Below are 20,495 nucleotides of genomic sequence, written 5' to 3'. Positions count from 1 at the left end.
TGTCGTGTGCGGCCCGGTTCGGGCCCGGTGGAGATTCCAGCGATGAGCGAACCCAAGCCCCTGTTCCGCACCTTTCACCAGGAGATCTGGGAGCAACTAGCGACCCATCTCGATGAATCCGGCGAGAAGTGGGACGGCACGAAGGTCACCGTGCAGCACGGGCCCTTCGCGGTCAGCCTCGATCTCCACGCGGAACTCGCCGGCTACGCCAGCCGCCTGGTGACCCGCCTGCGAGCCGCCTACATCAACAAGGACGGCTTCCGCTTCCGCCTCCGGCGTTCCGACTGGCTGTCCGACCTGGCGGTCATGCTGGGCACCCAGGACATCCAGCTCGGTGACGAGGCCTTCGACGAGGCTTTCGTGATTTCTGCGAACAACGAAGAAAAGGCCCGCTTCCTGCTGGCCGACCCGGCCCTCCGCCAGGCTCTGCTGGAGTCTCCCGCAGACCTGGTGGAGGTGCGGGACGACGAGGGAGACTTCGGTCCGGCCTTCCCCGAGGAGGTGGACGAACTCTATCTCCACTCTCGCCGCCGCATCACCGTCTGCTCGGAGCTGGAGCAGCTCTACGGCGTGTTCGCCGAACTGCTCAACCGGCTCTGCCACGCGGGTTCCGCCTACGAGGACGACCCGCACTTGCAGCTCTGAGCCGGTTCTCGCCGGGTGGAGCTGGCGCCCGGGGCCGGAGACGGTAGCCTTGAACCCCATGAAGAGCCTACCCCGCTACCAGCCCCGCCCCGACTCGCCCGCCGGCCGCGCCAGGCATGGCGGCCAGGAGGGTCCCAAGCCCTCCTGGCTCAAGATCCGTGTGCAGAGCGGGCCCACCTACAACCGGGTTCGTGGCCTGATGCGGCGGATGAAGCTGAACACCGTCTGCGAGGAGGCTCGTTGCCCCAACGTCTTCGAATGCTGGTCGGCGGGGACGGCCACCTTCATGATCCTGGGTGATGTCTGCACCCGGCGTTGCGGTTTCTGCGCGGTGAAAACCGGCCTGCCGCCCGCTCCGCCGGATCCCGGGGAGCCCGACCGCCTCGCCGCCTCGGTGGCGGAACTGGGCCTGCGGCACGTGGTGGTGACCTCCGTCGACCGGGACGACTTGCCCGACGGTGGCGCCGGACATTTCCGCAAGGTGATCGAGGCGATCCACCAGCGCTGCCCGAAGACGGCGGTGGAGGTGCTGACTCCCGACTTCAAGCAGGACCCCGAGGGAAGCCTCGATCTGGTGCTCGGTGCCCGGCCCGAGGTCTTTTCCCACAACATCGAGACGGTGCCCGAACTCTATCGGGTGGCCCGGCCCGGGTCGCGTTTCGAATCCTCCCTCGAGCTGTTGCGCCGGGCTTCGGCTCGCAAGGCCGACTTTGGGGGCAGGACGAAGACCGCCATGATGCTCGGGCTGGGGGAGACCGACGCGCAGGTGGAGGCGGTGCTGGCCCGGCTCGTGGAAGCCCGCGTCGACGTGCTGGCCCTCGGGCAGTACTTGCGGCCCTCGCCGGAGCAGATGGCCGTCGCGCGTTTCGTCGAACCCGCCGAATTCGAGCGCTGGCGCCGGCGGGGCCTCGAGATGGGCTTCGTCCACGTGGAGGCCGGGCCTCTCGTGCGCTCCTCCTACCACGCCCATGATCACCTCCCCGGGAGCCGGTAGCGTCCGTTTCCCGCGCCTCCCCCGCCTTCCCCGCTCAAACCGCAGCCGATCCGCAGTCTTTCCCCCCGGCGGGCCGTAACCCCGCTGACGCCGAGGGGGGGGGGCGGACGGCCCCTGGCGACGGGTTCTTCGACAATTCGTTCAACGAGAGGTGGCACGGGAGGCCTCATCGGCGGACCTTTCCGGCGGTTGCTCGGGCGCGGCGGGAGAAGGCCTTCTCACGCACTCGGACGCCGGGGAGAGAGAACGTGGGAAGCCGCCGCCATGCGCCTCGCGCGCTCGTGGTCGGGGCCGGTCTGACCGGCGCCGCCCTGGCCTGGACCGCCACCCGGGCGGGGCTGGAGGTCCACGTGGTTTCCGCCGAACGGCCCGCGAGCCAGGGCACCTCCCTGGCCCCCGGCATCGTTCACGGTCTCGGCCCCCCGGGGGGGATCCTGCGCTGGGCCGGTCTTTCCGACGCCGAACTGGAGGGCGAAGCCCGTCGCGTTCGCCAGGGCCACGAGATCCTGCGCGAAGTCTTGCTGGCGGCGCGAGCCCACTGTGGCTACCGCCGCCTGGGCCACCGCATGCTCCTGCCCCCGGGCCTCGAGCAGCGGGCGGGGGACCTGGCCGGCCGCCTTCGGCGCGCCGGTTTCGAGGTGGATGTGGAGTCGACGGAGCGGTCGGTGGTCCTCAGCAGCCGGCGGGAGGCGCTGGTCTCGCCGCGGCGACTGGTTTTCGAGCTGCTGGCCCAGGCCCGCGCGGGGGGAGCCGTGCTGCGCCAGGGGGGCGTTCGCCCCGCGCAACAGGCGGGAGACGGTGGCCAGGTGATCATCGGCGGGCGGATCGAGACCTTCGACAGGGTGTACTGGGCCACCGGGGGGCCGCCGCCGGGCGGAACGGGCGCCCAGGCGGCGTGCACGGGGCGCATGGTGCTCCGGCAGTCCTTCGCCGCCGGCGAGGCGGCCCTGGACGAGGTCCTGGTCGCCGAGGACGGTGACCTGGCCCTGGTTCCCGATCCCCAGGGGCGGTCGCGGGTGGTTCTCCTGCGTCGCGGCGTGGAGAGTCGCGATGCGGGGCTGTGCTGGCCCCAGCCTCCGGAGGCCTGGGGGCGCTGGATGGGGCCGGTGGTGCACCAGCGTCTGGCCGAGGCCTGGGCCCTCCCGATGGACCGCCTGGCCGGGGGCGCTCGCCCCCAGAACACGCTGACGGGTCTCGACGGGTGGCCGGTCTGCGCCGTCCTGGGGGCGGCCGGACAGCTCGTGGAGGGCGACTTACCCGTCCCTTCTGCTACTTAGCTGTCGATCGGGTATGCTGCGCAGCGCTTTGTGTCGCCGGAGCGGCAGCAAGCTAGAGGAGGAGTTCATGCACGTTCGTCTTCGTTTTGTCCTTTGTGTTCTGGCGGCGGCCTTGTTGTTCGCCGCGCCGTCCGCCCTGGCTTCGGGATTCGCGGTTTCCGAACAGGGGGCCAAGGCTTCCGGCCAGGCCGTGGCCTTCGTGGCCCGCGCGGACGATGCCTCGGCGGTCTGGTACAACCCCGCCGCCATCACCAAGCTGGAGGGCAACGCGGCCTCCCTGGGTTTCTCGCTGGTTTTTCTCGGGGACACGACCTTCACCTCCCGGATGGACGACGTCGACCCGGTTCTCTTTGAGGGCGGCAGGTTCGACATGATCGACAACACCGCCACGCCGGCCCACGCCTTTTTCGTCTATCACTTCGAGGACTCGCCCTGGTCGCTGGGTTTCGGTGTGACGACTCCTTTCGGCCTGGTGACCGAGTGGGGCGAGAGCTTCGACGGCCGCTTCTCGGCCCGGAAGTCGGATCTCGCGGTGCTGGTCTACAATCTCAACGCGGCGGTGGACGTGGGCGGTGGCTGGTCGCTGGCCTTCGGTCTCGACTACTACGACGCCACTCTCGAGGAGTTCTCTCGCAACATCTCTCTCGCCGAGCTCTATGAGTTCACCGAGCCGTTCGCCAACCTCAGCGGTGACGGCGATACGACGACCTGGAATGTGGCGGCCCACTTCCGCAACGATGACTGGGCCTTCGGCCTGAGCTATCGCAACGATGCCAGCATCGATATCGATGGCCGTTTCGCGGTGAGCAACGTGCCGGCGGGCGACTTGCCCTCGCCGCCATTTCCTGCCGGGGTGTCCTGGGCTTCCCAGCTCGCCACCATGCCGGCCGCGGGCGTGCTCGACCTGCCTGCGATCTGGCAGGTGGGCTTCGCCTGGCTCGGGACCGAGAACTGGGAGTTCGAGCTGGATTTCCAGATGATCTCCTGGTCCGATTTCCAGCGGCTGCCCGTCGATCTTGCCGACCGGACGTTATTGATGGATGACTTCGTCGTGCGTGAGGACTGGAAGGACACGACCACCGTCCGCCTGGGCGGCTCCTACACCTTCAACGAGCAGCACCAGCTGCGCTTCGGGATCTATACCGACGAGACCGCGGTGCCGACCCATCGCTTGCGCCCGTCGATTCCCGACTCCGATCGAGTCGGCTACACCCTGGGCTACGGATTCACCAGCGCTTCGAAAAAGTTCGGCCTCGACTTCTACTGGCTGCGTATCGAAGCGGATACCGTCTCGACGGGCCCCTCTGACTTTGACGGCGATGTGAGTGCCATGCTCGACGAGGGTGTGCTGTGGGGCACCTACGAGACCTCCATCGACCTGGTCGGCCTGACGGCCAACTGGCGTTTCGGCGACTGATCCGGCGACTGTAGCGACGACTCCGAGGGGCGGCCCGCTGGCCGCCCCTTTGCTTCGCCCGTCTGGAGATGGGGTGTTACGGGCCGGAACCGCGGACCTCGCGGGTCGTGACGCGGATCTGCCGGACACCTCGCGGGATGCGGTAGACGAAGGCCTTGGGCAGGGTGAAGAGTTGGGTGCACATCTGCCCCTTGCCCGGGTAGATCTCCTCCACCGTGACCGTGGCCTCGGCACCCGTGACGTCGACCTCCACCACCCGGGTTTTGCGGCAGCCGTTCTGCCGCGGGCGGCCGGTGACCACCAGGACCTGGTGCGTGTTGAAATCGACCTCCGGGCCACGCTTGCCGGCGCCCAGGCGGGCGAGGGCGGCCCGGTAGGTTTTCGCGTCGTCGAGGATCTCTCCCCCCGGGTCGTGATCCCACGAGCCTTGAAGGAGCAGGGCCGGCCCGTCGGGCTCGGCGGTCTGACGGGCTTCCGAGCAAGGCACCACCACGTCGGTGATCTGGGTACGGGCTCGGCGCACGACCCGGGCCACGGTCAGCAGCCAGGCGCGGGGCGGGCGGGCGGGCCCCGAACAGGGGCAGTCCGCGGCGGGGACGCGCTGCTCGAGTTCCACGGTGGCGGTGAGATTGCGGGTCGACACCGACTTGAGCACCGTGTCGTGACAGGCGTCGGGACGTGGACGGCCGACGATCCGGAGCACCGTGAGCTTGCGCATGTCCGGCCGCTGCGCGCCGAAGCCCGGGTCGAGGAGATCGATGGCCCGGTCGAAGTCTTCGGCGCGGCGGATGACGAGCACGCCCTCCCCCAGGCCGGGGGCGGACCCCTCGTAGATCAACTGCGGCTCGGGGACATCGAAAAGGCCGGCGTCGGCGGCGGGCAGGAGCAGGGTGCAGGCAACGACGCACGAGAGCAGGCGGGGCAGGGCCATGGTTTCCTCCGTGACGATTGTGCCATGTTCGGGCGGATTCGCGCCGGTGTGTCAGAATCTCCTTCCATGCTGAAGAAGTTCTTGCAGGACACCCTGGACCTGGTGCTCGACCTGCTGGCCGCCCTGGGCCTGTTGCGGGGTGGATCGACCTGGTACAAGGCGCGCCTGGCCAGGCGACTTCAAAACACCGGTCGCCGGGCCGAGAACCTGCGCCGCGCGGCGAGCACACCGCACCGCATGTGCCCGGCTTGCCGGTCCCTGGTCGCCGCCCGCGAGTCGATCTGCCCGACCTGCGGCGAGAGCCTGCGCGCGGTGCCCCGTCCGGGAGTGGGCCGCGTCCTGCGGTCGGTCGTCCCGAGCTTCGGCTCGGTGTCCACCACCCTGATGGGGCTGATCGCCGCGATCTACCTCGCGGGCGCCGTGGTCGCTCCCGCGCCGGGGTCGATGCTGGCGCCCTCGGGGGAGATGCTCAATCGCCTGGGGGCGATGCATCCCTACTGGCTGATCTACGAGGGGCAGTGGTGGCGCCTGGTCAACCCGATCTTCCTTCACGGTGGCCTGCTGCACGTGGGTTTCAACTGCTACGTGCTGTCGGCCATCGGACCGTTGATCGAGGCGGCCACCGGCCGGCGCCGCTTTCTGGTGCTTTTCGTGGGGACGGGGATCGCCTCCTTCGTCTTCTCCGCGGCCTGGGCCCTGGTGTCCCGGCACTGGAGCCTGGGGGCCTCGGGGGCGCTCTTCGGCCTGATCGGCTACGGCATCGTGGCGGGTTTTCGCGCCCGCGGGGGCTTTCTCCGGCAGGTGGCTCCACGCCTGGCCATGTGGGCCCTGATCAACTTCCTGCTCGGCCTGGGGCTCGGCTTCGTCGACAACGCCGCGCACCTCGGCGGCTTGCTGGCGGGAGCGGTGGCGGGGCTGGTGGTCGAGGGCGAGCCCTCCCGCTCACCCCTCGTCGATCGCCTGTGGACCCTGGCCGCCTGGTTCGCCGGCGTGCTGCCCGTGGTGGGCTTCGCCCTGGCCCTGCTGGTGACCGTTCCGGCCTGACCCGGCATCCATCAGCCGCTGGAGTTCCCGCCTGGCCTCGGCCCATCGGGCGGGGTCGAGCGGGCAGGTGGCCTCCTCGAGAATGTCGAAGGGCAGGCCCCGGCGGCTCAACCCGCGGGCGGCAGCGGCCACGCTCAGCTCGGCCGGCACACCGCAAAGCAGCACCCGGAGAGGAGCGATCGCCTCGAGCACCGTCCCGAGCTGGGGGTGTTCCCAGGGGTCGTATCCCGGAACCTCCACCAGCACTTCCTGGTGCTGGAAGTTCAGGCTCTCCCTGACGCCGCGGCGGGAGCGGACCCGGCGGGGAATCTCGGGGCCGTAGTGGTGGGCCGCCTGGGGGATTTCCCGCTGTCCCTCGCTGCCTTCCATCAAGGCGTGGACGGCGCTTGCCGGCGCGGGAGCGAGAGGCGGGTCGTCGGGCTGGCGGAGGATCACCGTGCGGAGGATCGGACGGCCGGTGCGCCGGGCGTCTTCCACCAGGCGGCCGAGGACCGGGGGCAGCGCTTTCGCCGCAGGTATGGCCAGCGCTCCGCCCGGCAGAAAGTCCTTCTGGGCCGAGCAGATCCAGAGCAGGTGGCGGGTCACGGGAGTTTCTCCGGGAAAACCGAACCCGTCCGGGAATTCCGCCGGTCGGGCTCCAGGCGCCAGGCAGCCGGGTTATCATACGCCTTCTATGAGCGGCGCCGCAGAAAGCTCCCTACACCCGGGCATTGCCCTGCCCCTGGCCTTGTTTCTCGTCTTCGCCAACGCGGTCTTCGTGGCCTCGGAGTTCGCTCTCGTCCAGGTGCGGCCGGGGCAGCTCGAGTCGATGGCCAAGGAGGGCTCCTCCTCGGCCCGGCGCGCCCTGCGCCTGCTCGAGCATCTCGACGAGACCCTCGCCGTCTGCCAGGTGGGCGTCACGCTGGCCAGTCTCGGCCTGGGCTGGTTGGGCGAGCCGGCGTTCGCCGCCATCTTCCACTGGATTTTCTCGCCGACGGAGGCCTGGATCGGCCCCCTTTCCCTCACCCTGAGCCTGGGGGCCTCCTTCCTGCTGATCACCGTGATGCATATCGTCTTCGGTGAACAGGTGCCGAAGTACGCCGCCATTGCCGACGCGGGCAGGCTGGCCTGTTGGACCGCCTGGCCGACCCAGATCATGGGCCTGGTCTCCCGGCCCCTGGTGGTGGGGCTCAACGGGATGGTGCAAATGACCCTGCGTCCCTTCGGCCTGGCGGGGGTCAACGACGCGGGGACCCACGGGGCGGAGGAAATCCACCAGATCCTGGCCCACTCGGTGCGCCAGGGGCGCATTCGTCGTCTCGACGCCGAGTTGATCGACAACCTGTTGCGTTTTTCCCGCCGGCGGGTGCGCGAGATCATGGTGCCCCGTTCGCGGACGGTGATGCTCGACCTGGAGGACTCGCCCGACGCCTGGCGGCGGGTGGTCGCCGAGGAGGGTTTCAGCCGCTACCCGGTGGCGGTGGGGGACCTGGACCGGGTCGTGGGTGTGGTTCATGTCAAGGATCTGCTCCCGGCTCTCTCCGAGGGGCAGGACGAAGTCGATCTGCGGCGGCTGGTCCGGGAGGTGCTGCTGGTGCCCGAGACGCTTCCCATCCAGGAGCTGCTGCGGCGCTTTCAGCGTTTTCGGGGGCACCTGGCCCTGGTGGTCGACGAGTACGGCGGCATCGCCGGCATCGTGACCCTCGAGGACGTGATCGAGGAACTGGTGGGCGAGGTGCGGGACGAATTCGACGAGGAAGAGCGGGATCCGGTCCGCCCACGTCCCGGGGGCGGCTACCTGCTCGACCCCCTGCTCCCCGTCGACCTGGCGGCGGAACTCGTGGACGACCCTCCCGAGCCTCCCGAGGGCATCACCTCGGTCGCGGGGTTGATCCACCAGGGGCTCGGGCGCCTGCCCCGGAAGGGCGATCGGGTGCCTTTCGGGGTGGCCCACCTGCTGGTGGCTTCCCAGGTCGAGGGTCCCCGGATCGTTCAGGTCGAACTGGTGCCCGAGGCTCTCGCCGGCGAGGCCGCGACCGAGAACTGACACCGATTCCGCCCGGGAGCCTCGGGGAATCCGTCGCCGAAGGCCGCGTGTCTTCCCGCCCCCGGGGTGTTCAGTTTCGATACACCTTCTGACGCTTCGGTAGTGCCGCTGACGAAAGGGCCGGCGCCGCGATCGGTGGGGCTCGCCGGGGCCGGATTTTCCCGCCGGGAGAGCCGTCAAAGGGCTTGCTCCCCGCGGCTCGGGATCCATATTGACCCGGGGGAGCCCTAGTTAGAGGAGACGCGGAAGTGCGAGTCCTGTCGATCCTTCTGGCCATCGTCGCGGTGGCCATCGTTCCGCTGGCCGCCCTCGGCGGTCAGTCACCCGTCGAAGAGAACAAGAAGCCGCTCTTCGATACCTCGATGTTCCGGCCGATCGTGGCGTTTCACGAGATCTCGCCGGTCGTCGACGCGGAGTTCATCACCCTCACCGGGGTGGTCTTCTCCCGTGCTCCCATCGACCGGGTCACCGTCGGCGAGCGGGTGGCCATGATTCGGCCCGCCGAGCCGAAGGACCTGGTCAAGCTGCAGAAGGTCCCGCCGGGCGCCTCCGACGCGCCTTTCCGCACCTATTTCGAGGTGCCGGACGCGGGCCTGCCGCGGCTGGGAGCCAACGACCTGGACGTCCGGGCGTTGAGTGCCGACGGTCGGTTGTCGGACCTGCATCGAATCACGATCATCAAGACGGTTTCCCGGGCCGCCGCCGAGTAGCGCCCGGCAAGCCAGGCAGAGCTGCGTCGGAATCACCGGGAATTCACTCACCAGGGAAGGGGTGATGCAATGGATCGTTCTTACAAGCAGAAGGGGAGCGCGCGGACTGTATTCATTCTCGCGGTCATGCTCAGCGCCCTGACCCTGCTGGGCATAGCCTTCATTCGCGGCGAAAACATGATCGACCTGCTGGCGCGGGTCCTGACCCAGTACGTGGTGCCGGTCAACGCGGTGATCATGTTTTCTTTCGCCGTGCTGCTTTCGTTGACCTTGGGCGTGTTCGTCCACTACTACCTCTTCGAGCTGCGGGATGCGTTCATGTACGACGCCGAGGCGGCGCGCAAGATGTCCCAGGCGATCCATGCCCCCGGCAAGAGCGCCGACGAGCGGATGGCCGAGGTGCGTGGATTGCTGGACAAGGACACGACCCTGTTCGGACAGGTCTTCCGCCGTTTTCTCCATGAAAACGGTTTCGCCGCCCCGCGCCCGGGAAAGGTGTGGCAGGCCCTCCAGGACGAGGAGTTCGAGCGGGTCAAGCGGAACATGATGTACTTTTCGCTGGCCTCGGTACTCTCTCCCGCGATGGGCTTTCTCGGTACGGCGGTGGGCATGGTCGCTGCGTTCTACGAGATCTCGATTCAGGACACGGTGACGCCGGCGGATCTCGCCATGTCGATCCAGATCGCGTTGATCACCACGGTGATCGGCCTGACGATCAAGACCATCGCCATGTTGCTGAAGACGGCCGTGGTGCACAGCATCGGCCGTCGGGAAGATCAGCTCACCGTGGCCTATCAGCGCCTGATCGAGCGCTGAGGAGGCTGCCGTGAGAGGCTCGAGCCGGTACAGTTTCGACCTTGAGGACGGTTTCGAGGGGGCGGTCGACGTCGTCTTCCTGCTGATCATTTTCTTCCTCGTGGCGTCCTCCTTCGACAAGACCGTACGGGAGAAGCTCGCCCTGCCCACCCGCGATCCGGACAAGGCTGTGGCCACCAGCCCCCAGACCCGGGAGCGACTCGACATCACCATCTACCATGACTCCCGAATCGCCCTCGATCACAAGGAGATCGACGTCGGTGACCCGAACTCGGTGGAAGCCTACCGGCTGGTAGGGGATGCCATCGAGGGCTGGCTGGCCGAGCACAAACCCGGCCTGCCGCTCGAGAAGGCGCTCGAGGGAGTGGACGTTTTCGTCACCACCGACAAAGAGTCCTATGCGGGAGCGACGCTCAATGTGATCATGGCCTGCCTCGACCGGGGGGTGACGCCCCAGGTCATCTTCGAGGAAGCGAGAGTGGCCAGCCGATGACACCGCGAGCGCAGCTTTCCCGGGACCGTTTCTACCGCTACATGAGCATCTGCCTGGCGGTGGTGACGGCCCTGCTGCTGATTCCGCCGGACTGGGTCCAGTTGCGCCGCCATCCGGAAAAGCCCGCCGAGCCCCAGCCGCGGCCGGTGACCATCGTACGTTTGCCGCCCGAGACCCTTCCTCCCCCCCCGCCCCTGCCGCCGAGGCCCAAGCCCAAGCCCAAGCCGCAGCCGCGCCAGGAGGAACCACCGCCGAAGGTGCAGGAAATCGTCGAACTCGAGCCCCAGCTCGAGGTGCCCGAGATCGAGATTCCCAAGCCGCGCGAGGTGGAAAAGCGTCTCGAACTCCAGGCCCAGCAGACCCGGGAGGTCTTCAATCGGCAGCTCGAGACGCCGGCCATCGAAACTCCGCGGGAGAAGGTCGACGCGCCTCGTCCCACGAAGGTGGTCGTGGATACCCGGCCGGTGGAACTCAAGCCGTTGGACCAGCAGGTGGAAGTGACCGTCCCCCAGGCGGTGCCGCGGCAGGCGCGGGCGGCGGAGATCCAGGTGGCCGCGGCGACCCGGGAATCGTTCCACGACACGCTGGCTCCGGACGTCGAGGTCGTCACGCCCCGGCCTTCGGCTCGCGCGAGCGACCGGCCTTCGCTGCAGCCGGTTTCCCAGCAGTTGCGGACCGGTCTGGCGGTGACCCAGGCGGCGGATGCGCCCGCCGTGGACGTACCCCGGGGCAATACTGCGCGGCCCTCGCGGTCGGCCCCCGTGGCGATTTCCGGCGCGGTGACGGGGACCCGCGTGGTCTATGACGCCAACCCGGGCCATGCTCCCGAGGTGGCCGTGGCCAGCCCCAAAAAGGCCAGCCGCCGGGGCGCTGCGCCACAGCTCGCGGCGACCAGCGGCGGGACACCGGGGCTCAAGTATTCGGCGGCTCCGGCCGATGTGGCAGTTGGGGCGAACACCGGCCCCCGGGAGCGCTCGGCTGCGGCAGGAAAGCTCGAGGCGGTCCGCTCGGCGCTGGCCCGGAAGTACGGGCTGCCGCTGGTGTCGGTCAACAGCCTCGGGCAGCGTTCCACGGAGGCGGCGCGGTGGAACATGCTCCTGCCCCAGATCAGTGACCTGCTGCGGCAGGGAAGGGGCAAGGGTGACTGGCAAGGTGGTCCGGGAGGGAAGGTGGTTTCGGTGACTCGCGATGGTAATGCCTTCATCATTCGTTACCGCGACGGCATCGTCCACGTTCTCGTCCCCACGGAAGACGGGCTGGCGAACATCTTTGTCGCCCGGACAAAGGGTTCCCGGGAAGTGGTTTCGAAGGTTCAGGAAGCGGAACAGGCGTTGCCCGCCCTGACCCAATACCTCCGAGGTGCATCGTGATAGTCAGAACAAACCGTCGACCTCTTCTCGCGGCCGCTCTCTCGCTGCTGCTGGTGGGTCTCCTGTTCTCCGGTCCCCTGCTGGCCCAGGAGAGCGTGGTGGCGAATCTCGAATCGATTCGCACTGCCGCCGTGGCGGCCTACAACGCCCGCGACTGGCAGGCGGCCGCGGACGCCGCGGACAACTATTTTTCGACTCTCGACGGGGCCGGTCTGCCCCGTGCGGGCGCGGATTTCGCCCTGGTTTCCTTCATCGGCGGTCATTCGCGCTTCGAGTTGTGGAAGGCCGATCCCGACAGCTTCAAGTACGACTTCGATCGGGATGTGCTCGGGGCCATGCTCAGCTCCCTCCGCATTTTGCAGGACGACCCCTTCTTCAAGCACAACGTGCTGGGGACGGCCTACTACGAGAAGCTCAAACATGAGCAGTTCCGCAACCTGGAACTGGAGAACGCGGCCAACTGGCACATGTACAAGGCCCTGCTGGCCCGCGCCGAGGAACTGGCCGACAAGGATCGCGACAGCGAGGAATACACGGCTTTCGCCAAGTACGTCCTGCTCTATATCAATCGCGCCTTCGAAATGGCTCGTCACTCGGAAGTGCCCGATATCTACCTCGTCCGCGTACGGGAGGCCTGTCGACTCGGTTTCGGCACCAAGTACGACGACCGTTTCGCCCAGCTCTACCAGGTGGTGGGCTTCGACGAGGGCAACGTGCGGGCCGGTGTGTTGTGGCAGATCGGCCTCGACCTGATGAACAGTGACGGCTCGGATCCGAAGGAGGTGATGGAGGTCTTTGCCGAGGCCGCCCAGGCGACGCGGGGCTATCCGCAGCGGGCGGAGATCTACCGGCAAATGGCGGACTACGCCAGTCGCCAGGACGGCCACGCCTTCAAGCTCAAGGCGGTGGAGTACGGGCGCCTGGCCTTCAAGCTCGATCCTAGAAACCCGGACATCCAGGTGCAGTACGGCACCAGTTTGCACGTGATCTCCTACGCCCACTACAACCAGGGGCGCTACGAGGACGCGCTGAAGACCGCATCCGAGGCGACCTCGTTCGAGTGGGACGGGGACGAGGTGGCCTACTTCGACCTGAGCCGGGCGCAGGCCAACTTCGGTGACAAGATCCAGGCCCTGATCCATGCGGAGAAGGCCTACGACAAGGCCCGCAAGAAGTACACCGGAGCCGAACTCCAGCCCTTCCGTCAGAACTACGCCAACATCCTTCGCCAGTTCGGCCTGAGTCAGAAGGCCAAGGACATCGAAGCGGAAGGCCAGGGGAGCTGAAATGAAGAAGATCGAGACGACCCTTCGCGCCCTGTTGCCCCTCGTCCTCGTGCTGGTGCCGCTCGCCCCGGTGCTGGCCGAGACCTCCCCCGAGCGGGAGCTGGAGCAGATTCAGAACATCTACCGCGCCATCACTTCCTATCACACCCTCCTGCAAGGTGAGGGCGTGACCAAGGAAATGGTGGATGCCGCGCTCTACGACGTGGAGCACTACGTCGAAGAGATCGACGGCCGCTACGCGACGGACAAACTCTTCGTCGAAGATCGCCGCATTCTCGGAGAGATCACCAAGACCGTGGCCAAGGCGCACTTCCAGGCCGCGCTGCTGCATGCCCGGGGCGTCGACCTGGAAGGTTCCATCGTGCAGTACGAGAAGGTCCTCGATCTGCTGGGCTATGATCCGGCGGACTGGGACGTGGACATCGAGCGTTCCGGCCGTCCGGGCCTGCTCTCCGGTGTCAGCGAGGTGGTTTTCCAGATGGCCAGCCCGCGGGAGGCCGTGGAGGATCTCAAGCATTTCTGGTCGGCCGGTGTGGTGACCCGTTTCCGGGTTCGGGAGTTCAGCCCCGGCCAGCTCGAGGGCATGACCCTCGAGCGCATCGGGGGCCGCAACGATGCCTTCTCCCAGGCCTCCTTCGAACTGGCCCAGGAACGGTTCGCCGAGCGGGTCAAGGCGGGTCTCGAGGAGTTTCGCGTGGTCTTGCCGCCGGGACGTTACCGGGCGACGGCCAAGGGTACGGGCGTCGAGCCGCTGGAGTTCTACCTGCGGCAGGGCGGCGTTCCCGACCCCATCGTGCTCAACCCCAATACCTTCTCCTTCGCTTTCGCCAACGAGGAGGGGCCCTGCACGCCGGAACTCTATCTCAACGGTTTGCCGGTCAAGAACCTGGTGGGGTTGCAGTATGGAACCTACAAGGTGAAGGTGCCGCCGAGCTGTGACCGCCGGTTGCCCGACAAGATCACCGTCGAGCAGAAGGCCGAGGTCACCCTGCGTACCGAGCCCGAGCGCCTGGACTACGTCAAGGAGGGGCAGCCCATCTTCCTCTTCATCACCACGCCTCCGGAGAGCACCTACACCCTGCGCTTCTGAAGGGCCGAGTCAACCGGGTTCCCGGCGCGGCGCGCGGTCCTCGGGGACGGCGCGCCGCTTGCCGTTTTCGGGTCGGAGCCGGGTTTTCTGTACGGTTTCACGCGCAAGGACCCGGTGCCGGGCCACCCTGTCGAGGGTCCATCTGTCGGGGGGGAAGCCTGTCCGTCGAGCGCGGGGCGCGACTCGGAACCGGCGGGGGCGGGGTTCCCGGCAGGCAGTAGACGAAAACGAGCCCGGTGCTATCCTCGCCCCATGAGCGGTCTCGATATCGGCATGGCGGTGATTCTCGCGGTTTGTTCGGTCTACGGGCTGTGGAAAGGCTTTGTGAGGATCGCCATCGGCATGGCGGGACTCGGGGTCTCTTTGGCCCTGGCCCTGCGACTGGCGGCTCGCGGACCCCAGTGGTTCGCGGGGGTCTTCGCCTCCGGCCAGATCGCACGGGTCGTGGCCTTCGTCCTGGTGCTGGTGTGCGGTTTGCTGCTGACGGGGCTGGCGGCCTGGTTGGCTCGCAAACTGGTGGCCTCGGCCGAGCTGGGCTGGGTCGATCGGCTGGTGGGGGCCACAGTGGGCCTGGCGGGGGGCTGCCTGGGCATCTGCGGTCTGCTGGTGGGACTGACGGCCTTCCTGCCGCCGGGTTCGGCGGTGCTGGGAGAGTCGGTGCTTCTGCCCTATGCCATCACCGTCAGCGACCTGGCGGCGCGAATCCTGCCGCCGGACGTGGCCCGGCTCTACTACGAGCGTCGCCGCGCTCTCGAGGAGCGGCGGCGGGAGGTGCTGCCCCCGGCGTCGATGGAAAGCCGCCGGCGTGGCGGGCGGGAGCGACATCCGTCGTGACGCGAGCAGTGGGTCTGCCGTGGGTGTTGGGCCTGTTGACGCTGGTCGCGATCCTGCCGCCGGGCCCTTACGGCCGTGCTGCAAGCGAGCGTGGACAGGACCTGGCCCGGGTCATGAGCGAGGTGGAAAAGGTCCGGGGTCTGCCTTTCTTGCGCCAGGTTCCCGTGGAGACTCCCGCGGGCGACGAGGGGCGGGCGCTGCTGGCCCGGCTGGTCGCCCGCGAGCTTCCCGATGACGTGGCGCGGAGCCAGGCGCGCATTCTCGAAGGTCTGCAACTCCTCCCAGGCGGCTACGACCTGCGCGGCGAGCTGGAAAAGATCCTGCGCCGGCAGGCCCTGGGCCTCTACGACGGGGAGCGGGGTGTGATGGTGATCTTCGGCGGTCACGTCGCGACGGGCGGCCCCCACCCGCGCACCGTATGGATCCACGAATACGATCACGCGCTGATCGATCAGCACTTCGGCTTCGAACGGCGCCGAGCGGCCTTCGACCGTCCCGGCCGGGAAGACCGGCAACTCGCGTGGTTGGCCCTGGCCGAGGGAGACGCGGTGCTGACCATGCTCCTGGCCACGGCCGCGAGCGGCGATCCCGACGTGGAGAGCTTCCTGCGGGGCCTGGACGAGCCGACCGCCGGGGGAGCTTCCGCGCTGGATCGGGCCCCGGCGTGGGTCCGCACGCTGTTGCTCGAGCCCTACCGTCTCGGCACCCGGCTGGTGGCCGGGGCCTGGAGGCGGGGCGGCTGGGAGGCGGTCAACGCCTTGTGGCGCGAGCCTCCCCTGTCCACCGAGCAGTTGCTTCACGCCGATCGCCGCGGAGAGCTTCCCGGCGAGCCTGCCATGCCGCCCCCGCCCGACGGCTGGCGACGGGCCGGGGTCCTGCAACTCGGCGAGTTGGGTATCGGCGCGTGGCTCGGTACCCGCCTGGACCGTGCTTGGGCCACGAGAGCCGCGGCGGGCTGGGACGGCGACCGGGTCGAACTGCTCGAAGCGGTGGCCGGGGGACGGCCCGGGGGGGAGGCTCCCCGCCAACGACTGCGCGTTCTGACGGCTTGGGACAGCGGCCGGGATGTCGCCGAATTCGTCGACGCGGTCGTGGATTGGCTCGACCAGGCCCAGGAGACCGTCGCCCGGTGGACCCTGCGGCAAAGTGGGCGCAACGTGGAGATCGATATCGACCTGCGGGCCTCCCCGGCCGGCGGCGTGGAAGTCCTCGACGACGATCCCTGGTCCGGTGTCGCATTCACCGGCCCCCCCGGCGGAGGTTGATGGTGGGCGGCGGGACGCTTGCCGGCATCGAAGTGCTCTGCGAGCAACGTGCCCACCTGGTGGCCGGCTCGCGCGTCGCCTTGCTCTGTCACGCCGCGTCGGTGGACAGCAGGCTGCGCCACGCGGCCGAAGTGCTGAACGCGGCCGGGGCTCGGGTGATGCGTGAGTTCGCCCCCGAGCACGGCGTGGCCGCCGGCCTGCAGGACATGGAGGCCGTGGACGAGACCCTCGACCCCCTGACCGGCATTCCGGTGATCAGCCTCTACGGTGAGGACGAGGCTTCCCTGACTCCTTCCATCGCGTCCCTCGACGGCGTGGACGCGGTGGTCGTCGACCTGATGGACGTGGGGGCGCGCTACTACACTTTCGTGGCCACGGCGGTGCGTCTGCTCGAGGTCGCGGCCCGGGCCGGGGTCCGGGTCCTCGTCGCCGATCGCCCCAATCCGATCGACGGGGTCACTGTCGAGGGCAACCGGGTCGACCCGCGTTACCGCTCCTTCGTCTCGGAACTCGACGTGCCCAACCGCCATGGCATGACCCTGGGCGAACTCTGCCGCTGGGCCCGGCGGCAGCGCGGCATCGACGTGGAACTGGATGTCGTCCCCGTCCGGGGTTGGCGACGTGAGCAGTACTGGGACGCTTCGGGACTGCCCTGGGTCCAGCCCTCTCCCAACATGCCGACCCTGGACACCGCCCTGGTCTATCCCGGCGCCTGCCTGGTGGAGGCCACCAATCTCTCCGAGGGGCGGGGCACCACCCGCCCCTTCGAATGGATCGGCGCTCCCTTCCTCGAGGGGCGGACCCTGGCCCGGCATCTGGCCGCCCGGAACCTGCCCGGTGTGGTGTTCCGGCCGATCAGCTTCGTGCCGGCCTTTCACAAGCATGCCGGGCGGGCTTGCGGGGGCGTGCAGATCCATGTCACCGACCGCCGGGCCTTCCGTCCCCTGCGCACCGGGCTCGAAATCCTGGCGGCCTGCCGCTCCCTCGGGGGTGACGCTTTCGCGTGGCGTGAGGAGCCCTACGAATTCGTCTCGGACCGTCCGGCCCTCGATTTGCTGGGGGGTGGCCCCCAGTGGCGCCAAGCCCTCGAGGCAGGCGCCGACCCCGCGGAGATGGAGGCCGCATGGCAGGCCGAGCAGGCGGAGTTCCTCGAAAGGCGCCGGCCGGCCCTGCTTTACTAGTGGCAGCGAAAAGTAGGCGAAAGCCCTGTTCGATATCCTTGAACAGGCTCCGAATTGTTCCGCCTGGGTACCGGGAGCACCGGTTTTTCAGGGGCATGACGAAAGCATGACAATCGGCGGGCACACTCGTCTTCCCACCGGGATCGACGCTGATGGGGACCGGCTGCGGCGATGAAGGCGCCGCGCCAGGAGGAAGCGACAATGGGTGCCAGGATTCTCGGTATTGCCTCGGCGGTTCCTTCGAAGGTGGTGACCAACCACGATCTGGAGCGTCTTGTAGACACCTCCGACGAGTGGATCACGACTCGGACGGGTATCAGGGAGCGCCGTCACCTGGAGCCGGGTGAAGATTGCAGCGACATGGTGGCCCGGGCCGCGAGCCGGGCCATCGAGCGGGCGGGGCTGACGCCCGCCGATATCGATGTGATGATCGTCGGCACCGCCACGCCGGACACGGTCTTCCCTTCCACCGCCTGCTGGGCCCAGCCCAAGGTCGGCCTGGGGACGATTCCCGTGCTCGACATCTCCGCCGCCTGCTCGGGCTTTCTCTACGGCTACCAGTTGGCCGACTCACTGATCACCTCGGGTCGGGCGCGCCATGTCCTGGTGGTCGGCGCCGAGGCCCTGAGCCGGGTGATGAACTGGAGCGACCGCACCACCTGTGTCCTCTTCGGCGACGGTGCCGGTGCCGCGGTGATCGGTCCCGGCGAACACGAGAAGGACGGCCTGCTGGCCTCGAGCTGGGGGGCCGACGGACGCCTGGCGTCGTTGCTCTGGCAGCCTGCGGGAGGCACCCGCCATCCCGCCACGGAGGCCACCGTCGCCGAGCGGATGCACACGGTGCACATGGCGGGCAACGAGGTCTTCAAGCACGCGGTGCGGGCGATGAAGCAGGCCGTGGGCGAGGTGCTCGAGCAGGCGGGGTTGACCAACGGCGAGATCGATCTCTTCGTGCCCCACCAGGCCAACGTGCGGATCATCAAGGCCACCGCGGATCGAGCGCGGGTGCCGATGGAAAAGACCTACCTGGTGATCCACAAGTACGGCAACGTCTCCGCGGCGTCGATTCCCATGGCCCTGGCGGATGCCGCCGGAGAAGGCCGTCTCAAGCGCGGCGACCTGGTGCTCAGCGCCTCCTTCGGCGCAGGTTTCACCTGGGCCGCGGCGCTCTATCGCTGGTAAACCTTGCCGGGGCGGCTGCGCCGGTTTGGAAGGGGTCGACCTCTGTCGAATCCTTTCCGGGACTTTTCGCGCCTGTTCCCGGCTCCCGCCGAGCCTTGCCTGGTCTTCAAAGCGCAGTAGGTTCAGCCACAGGCAAGTAGGGTCACCCATCACGAGTGGGTCCGTCCAACGTAAGGAGGATCAGATGTACGTCACCACTCGGCGCCGCTCGGGGCGCAAAGGGTTGGGGTTGCTGGCCTTGGGGGGGGCGGTATTGGTTCCTGTCGCCGGGCTTCTGCTCGCCGCCATGTCCGCCGACCAGCCGGCGGCGCCGGCTATTCTTGGCGGTGGTGGGACGATGATCGGGATCTTCCTCGGACGCTGGGGGCTGCGGGAAATGCAGGCGAGCCGTCGGATTCGCGTCCGCTGAAGAGATCTGGAACCAGGAAGTAGAGAGGGGCACCCCGCGGGGTGCCCCTTTTCCGTGCCGTCGGTCGAACGCCGGCGGCGGTTCAGCTCCGCGCCTTGCGACCGGCTTCGAAGCCCGCGGTGATCGCCTTGCGGTTGAGGTCGATCAGCGCCTTGCGCTTGATCAGGGTGTCGAGCGCGGCCAGGCAGGTCTCCAGGTTCAGGGCGCCGGTATAGCCGGCAAACGCACCGAGCATCACCATGTTCGCGGCACGAGCGTTGCCCAGCTCTTCGGCCATCTCCGTCGCGCGCACCCGCACCACGTCCACGTCCTTGCGGGAAGGCTCGCCGGGAACCATCGAGTCGTTGAGGAGCAGCACCGCTCCGGGCTCCAGTTCGCCCTCGAACTTTTCCATCGAAGGTTGGTTCATGGCCACCAGCACCGTGGGACGGGAAACCAGGGGCGAGCCGATTTCCTCTTCGCTGATGTTGACATGGCAGTGGGCGGTGCCGCCGCGCATCTCGGGGCCGTAGGAGGGAAGCCAGGCCACCTTGCGGCCTTCCATCATGCCGCACTGGGCGAGGCCCAGCCCCAGCAGCAGGACGCCCTGGCCGCCGAAACCCGCCACCTTGATGCGGGGATTGGCGTAGGCCGGGTCGGGAGTCGCCGCCGGCATCAGCCTGGTGTCCGCGGCGATGCCGAGCACCTCGTGCAACTTTTCCGCGGGAGGGGGCTCCGGCGTGACGTATTCCAGTCGTTCCTGGTCGGTCTTGTCGACGAAGATCTCGAGGGGGAACTGGGGCATCAACTTGTCTTCGATCCACTGCTGGGCGTCGACGGGGGTCATGCCCCAGCCGGTGGGGCAGGCCGAGAGCACTTCCACGAAGCAGAAGCCCTTTCCCTCCACCTGCATCTCCATGGCCTTGCGCACGAGCTTGCGGGTGCGCTTCATCTCCTTGGGGGAGGCCAGCGACCCGCGGGCGACGAAGATCGGTGCCTCGAGTTGAGCGACCAACTCGCACATCCGCATCGGGTTGCCGGCCAGGCGGGGGTCCCGGCCCAGGGGAGTCGTGGTGGTGCGCATGCCGGGAAGAGTGGTGGGGGCCATCTGGCCGCCGGTCATCCCGTAGATCGCGTTGTTGACGAAGAAGACCACCATCTTCTCGCCCCGATTGGCGGCCTGGAGAATTTCGTTGAGCCCGATCGCCGCCAGGTCGCCATCGCCCTGGTAGGAGATGACGATGGAGTGGGGGCGCGAACGCTGCACGCCCGTGCCCACCGCCGGCGCCCGTCCGTGGGCTGCCTGCACATTGCCCACGTCGAAGTAGTAGTAGGCGAAGACCGAGCAGCCCACCGGGCTGATCAGCACCGTGCGGTCACGGATGCCCAGGTCGTCGATCGCCTCGGCCATCATCTTGTGCAATTCGCCATGACCGCAGCCGGGGCAATAGTGGGTGACTTCCTGGTTGCCCGACTTGCGCTGGAAGGTGTCGTAGAAGCTATCGGCCCGCTGGAGAAAGGGCTTGTAGACCGGCGCGCTGCTCAT

At 68.2% G+C, this 20,495-nt stretch carries 20 protein-coding genes; 17 read left to right on the top strand and 3 right to left on the bottom strand.

Annotation, left to right across the window (positions count from 1 at the left end; translation table 11 throughout):
- Positions 1 to 42 precede the first annotated feature (42 nt).
- The 4 genes from Q9Q40_08875 (at position 43) to Q9Q40_08860 (ending at position 4,333) form a co-directional block, all read left to right on the top strand.
- Positions 43 to 645, top strand: a complete 603-nt coding sequence (locus tag Q9Q40_08875) for a DUF3137 domain-containing protein (GenBank protein MDQ7007333.1) — start codon at positions 43 to 45, stop codon at positions 643 to 645.
- 58 nt (positions 646 to 703) lie between these two features.
- Entirely contained in the window at positions 704 to 1,639 is a 936-nt protein-coding gene (lipA, locus tag Q9Q40_08870; GenBank protein MDQ7007332.1) for a lipoyl synthase, read from the top strand.
- Positions 1,640 to 1,887: 248 nt separating this feature from the next.
- Positions 1,888 to 2,916, top strand: coding sequence for an FAD-dependent oxidoreductase (locus Q9Q40_08865; protein MDQ7007331.1), 1,029 nt, complete (start codon positions 1,888 to 1,890; stop codon positions 2,914 to 2,916).
- A gap of 67 nt (positions 2,917 to 2,983) precedes the next feature.
- On the top strand, positions 2,984 to 4,333 hold the full coding sequence (locus Q9Q40_08860; GenBank protein ID MDQ7007330.1) for an outer membrane protein transport protein: 1,350 nt from the start codon (positions 2,984 to 2,986) through the stop codon (positions 4,331 to 4,333).
- Between the two features lie 76 nt (positions 4,334 to 4,409).
- Here Q9Q40_08860 and Q9Q40_08855 read toward each other — a convergent pair whose 3' ends face one another.
- Positions 4,410 to 5,264, bottom strand: coding sequence for a hypothetical protein (locus Q9Q40_08855; protein ID MDQ7007329.1), 855 nt, complete (start codon positions 5,262 to 5,264; stop codon positions 4,410 to 4,412).
- A 66-nt stretch (positions 5,265 to 5,330) separates the two neighbouring features.
- On the opposite strand from Q9Q40_08855, the gene Q9Q40_08850 reads away from it, so the two are divergent.
- Positions 5,331 to 6,308, top strand: coding sequence for a rhomboid family intramembrane serine protease (locus Q9Q40_08850; GenBank protein ID MDQ7007328.1), 978 nt, complete (start codon positions 5,331 to 5,333; stop codon positions 6,306 to 6,308).
- Here Q9Q40_08850 and Q9Q40_08845 read toward each other — a convergent pair.
- Positions 6,207 to 6,893: an isochorismatase family protein gene (locus Q9Q40_08845; protein MDQ7007327.1), complete on the bottom strand. Its 687-nt coding sequence runs from the start codon at positions 6,891 to 6,893 to the stop codon at positions 6,207 to 6,209. The genes Q9Q40_08850 and Q9Q40_08845 overlap by 102 nt on opposite strands.
- 88 nt (positions 6,894 to 6,981) lie before the next feature.
- Here Q9Q40_08845 and Q9Q40_08840 point away from each other — a divergent pair, with 88 nt between their 5' ends.
- From Q9Q40_08840 to Q9Q40_08785, 12 genes are all read left to right on the top strand, one after another.
- Positions 6,982 to 8,334, top strand: a complete 1,353-nt coding sequence (locus Q9Q40_08840) for a hemolysin family protein (protein MDQ7007326.1) — start codon at positions 6,982 to 6,984, stop codon at positions 8,332 to 8,334.
- A gap of 248 nt (positions 8,335 to 8,582) precedes the next feature.
- Complete coding sequence (locus Q9Q40_08835; GenBank protein ID MDQ7007325.1) at positions 8,583 to 9,044, top strand: hypothetical protein; 462 nt, start codon at positions 8,583 to 8,585, stop codon at positions 9,042 to 9,044.
- 69 nt (positions 9,045 to 9,113) lie between these two features.
- Positions 9,114 to 9,860, top strand: a complete 747-nt coding sequence (locus Q9Q40_08830) for a MotA/TolQ/ExbB proton channel family protein (GenBank protein MDQ7007324.1) — start codon at positions 9,114 to 9,116, stop codon at positions 9,858 to 9,860.
- 10 nt (positions 9,861 to 9,870) lie between these two features.
- Positions 9,871 to 10,353 (top strand): biopolymer transporter ExbD, encoded by a 483-nt coding sequence (locus Q9Q40_08825; GenBank protein MDQ7007323.1) that lies wholly within the window; start codon positions 9,871 to 9,873, stop codon positions 10,351 to 10,353.
- On the top strand, positions 10,350 to 11,723 hold the full coding sequence (locus tag Q9Q40_08820) for a hypothetical protein (GenBank protein MDQ7007322.1): 1,374 nt from the start codon (positions 10,350 to 10,352) through the stop codon (positions 11,721 to 11,723). Before Q9Q40_08825 ends, Q9Q40_08820 begins: the two co-directional genes overlap by 4 nt.
- Positions 11,720 to 13,009: a hypothetical protein gene (locus Q9Q40_08815; protein MDQ7007321.1), complete on the top strand. Its 1,290-nt coding sequence runs from the start codon at positions 11,720 to 11,722 to the stop codon at positions 13,007 to 13,009. Before Q9Q40_08820 ends, Q9Q40_08815 begins: the two co-directional genes overlap by 4 nt.
- Before the next feature lies 1 nt (position 13,010).
- Complete coding sequence (locus Q9Q40_08810; protein MDQ7007320.1) at positions 13,011 to 14,099, top strand: hypothetical protein; 1,089 nt, start codon at positions 13,011 to 13,013, stop codon at positions 14,097 to 14,099.
- Positions 14,100 to 14,351: 252 nt separating this feature from the next.
- Positions 14,352 to 14,933 (top strand): CvpA family protein, encoded by a 582-nt coding sequence (locus tag Q9Q40_08805; GenBank protein ID MDQ7007319.1) that lies wholly within the window; start codon positions 14,352 to 14,354, stop codon positions 14,931 to 14,933.
- Positions 14,930 to 16,198: a hypothetical protein gene (locus tag Q9Q40_08800; GenBank protein MDQ7007318.1), complete on the top strand. Its 1,269-nt coding sequence runs from the start codon at positions 14,930 to 14,932 to the stop codon at positions 16,196 to 16,198. Before Q9Q40_08805 ends, Q9Q40_08800 begins: the two co-directional genes overlap by 4 nt.
- Positions 16,199 to 16,200: 2 nt before the next feature.
- A complete protein-coding gene (locus Q9Q40_08795) occupies positions 16,201 to 17,379 on the top strand; it encodes a DUF1343 domain-containing protein (GenBank protein MDQ7007317.1) in 1,179 nt (392 codons plus the stop codon).
- A gap of 201 nt (positions 17,380 to 17,580) precedes the next feature.
- On the top strand, positions 17,581 to 18,561 hold the full coding sequence (locus Q9Q40_08790) for a beta-ketoacyl-ACP synthase III (protein ID MDQ7007316.1): 981 nt from the start codon (positions 17,581 to 17,583) through the stop codon (positions 18,559 to 18,561).
- Positions 18,562 to 18,745: 184 nt separating this feature from the next.
- Positions 18,746 to 18,970, top strand: coding sequence for a hypothetical protein (locus Q9Q40_08785; GenBank protein MDQ7007315.1), 225 nt, complete (start codon positions 18,746 to 18,748; stop codon positions 18,968 to 18,970).
- 82 nt (positions 18,971 to 19,052) lie between these two features.
- Here the strand turns inward: Q9Q40_08785 and Q9Q40_08780 are convergent, their stop codons facing one another.
- On the bottom strand, positions 19,053 to 20,495 hold the full coding sequence (locus Q9Q40_08780) for a 2-oxoacid:acceptor oxidoreductase family protein (protein MDQ7007314.1): 1,443 nt from the start codon (positions 20,493 to 20,495) through the stop codon (positions 19,053 to 19,055).

This window comes from Acidobacteriota bacterium (assembly GCA_030949985.1).
Taxonomy (GTDB): domain Bacteria; phylum Acidobacteriota; class Polarisedimenticolia; order J045; family J045; genus JALTMS01.
This window is presented reverse-complemented; position numbering and strand designations above follow the sequence as displayed.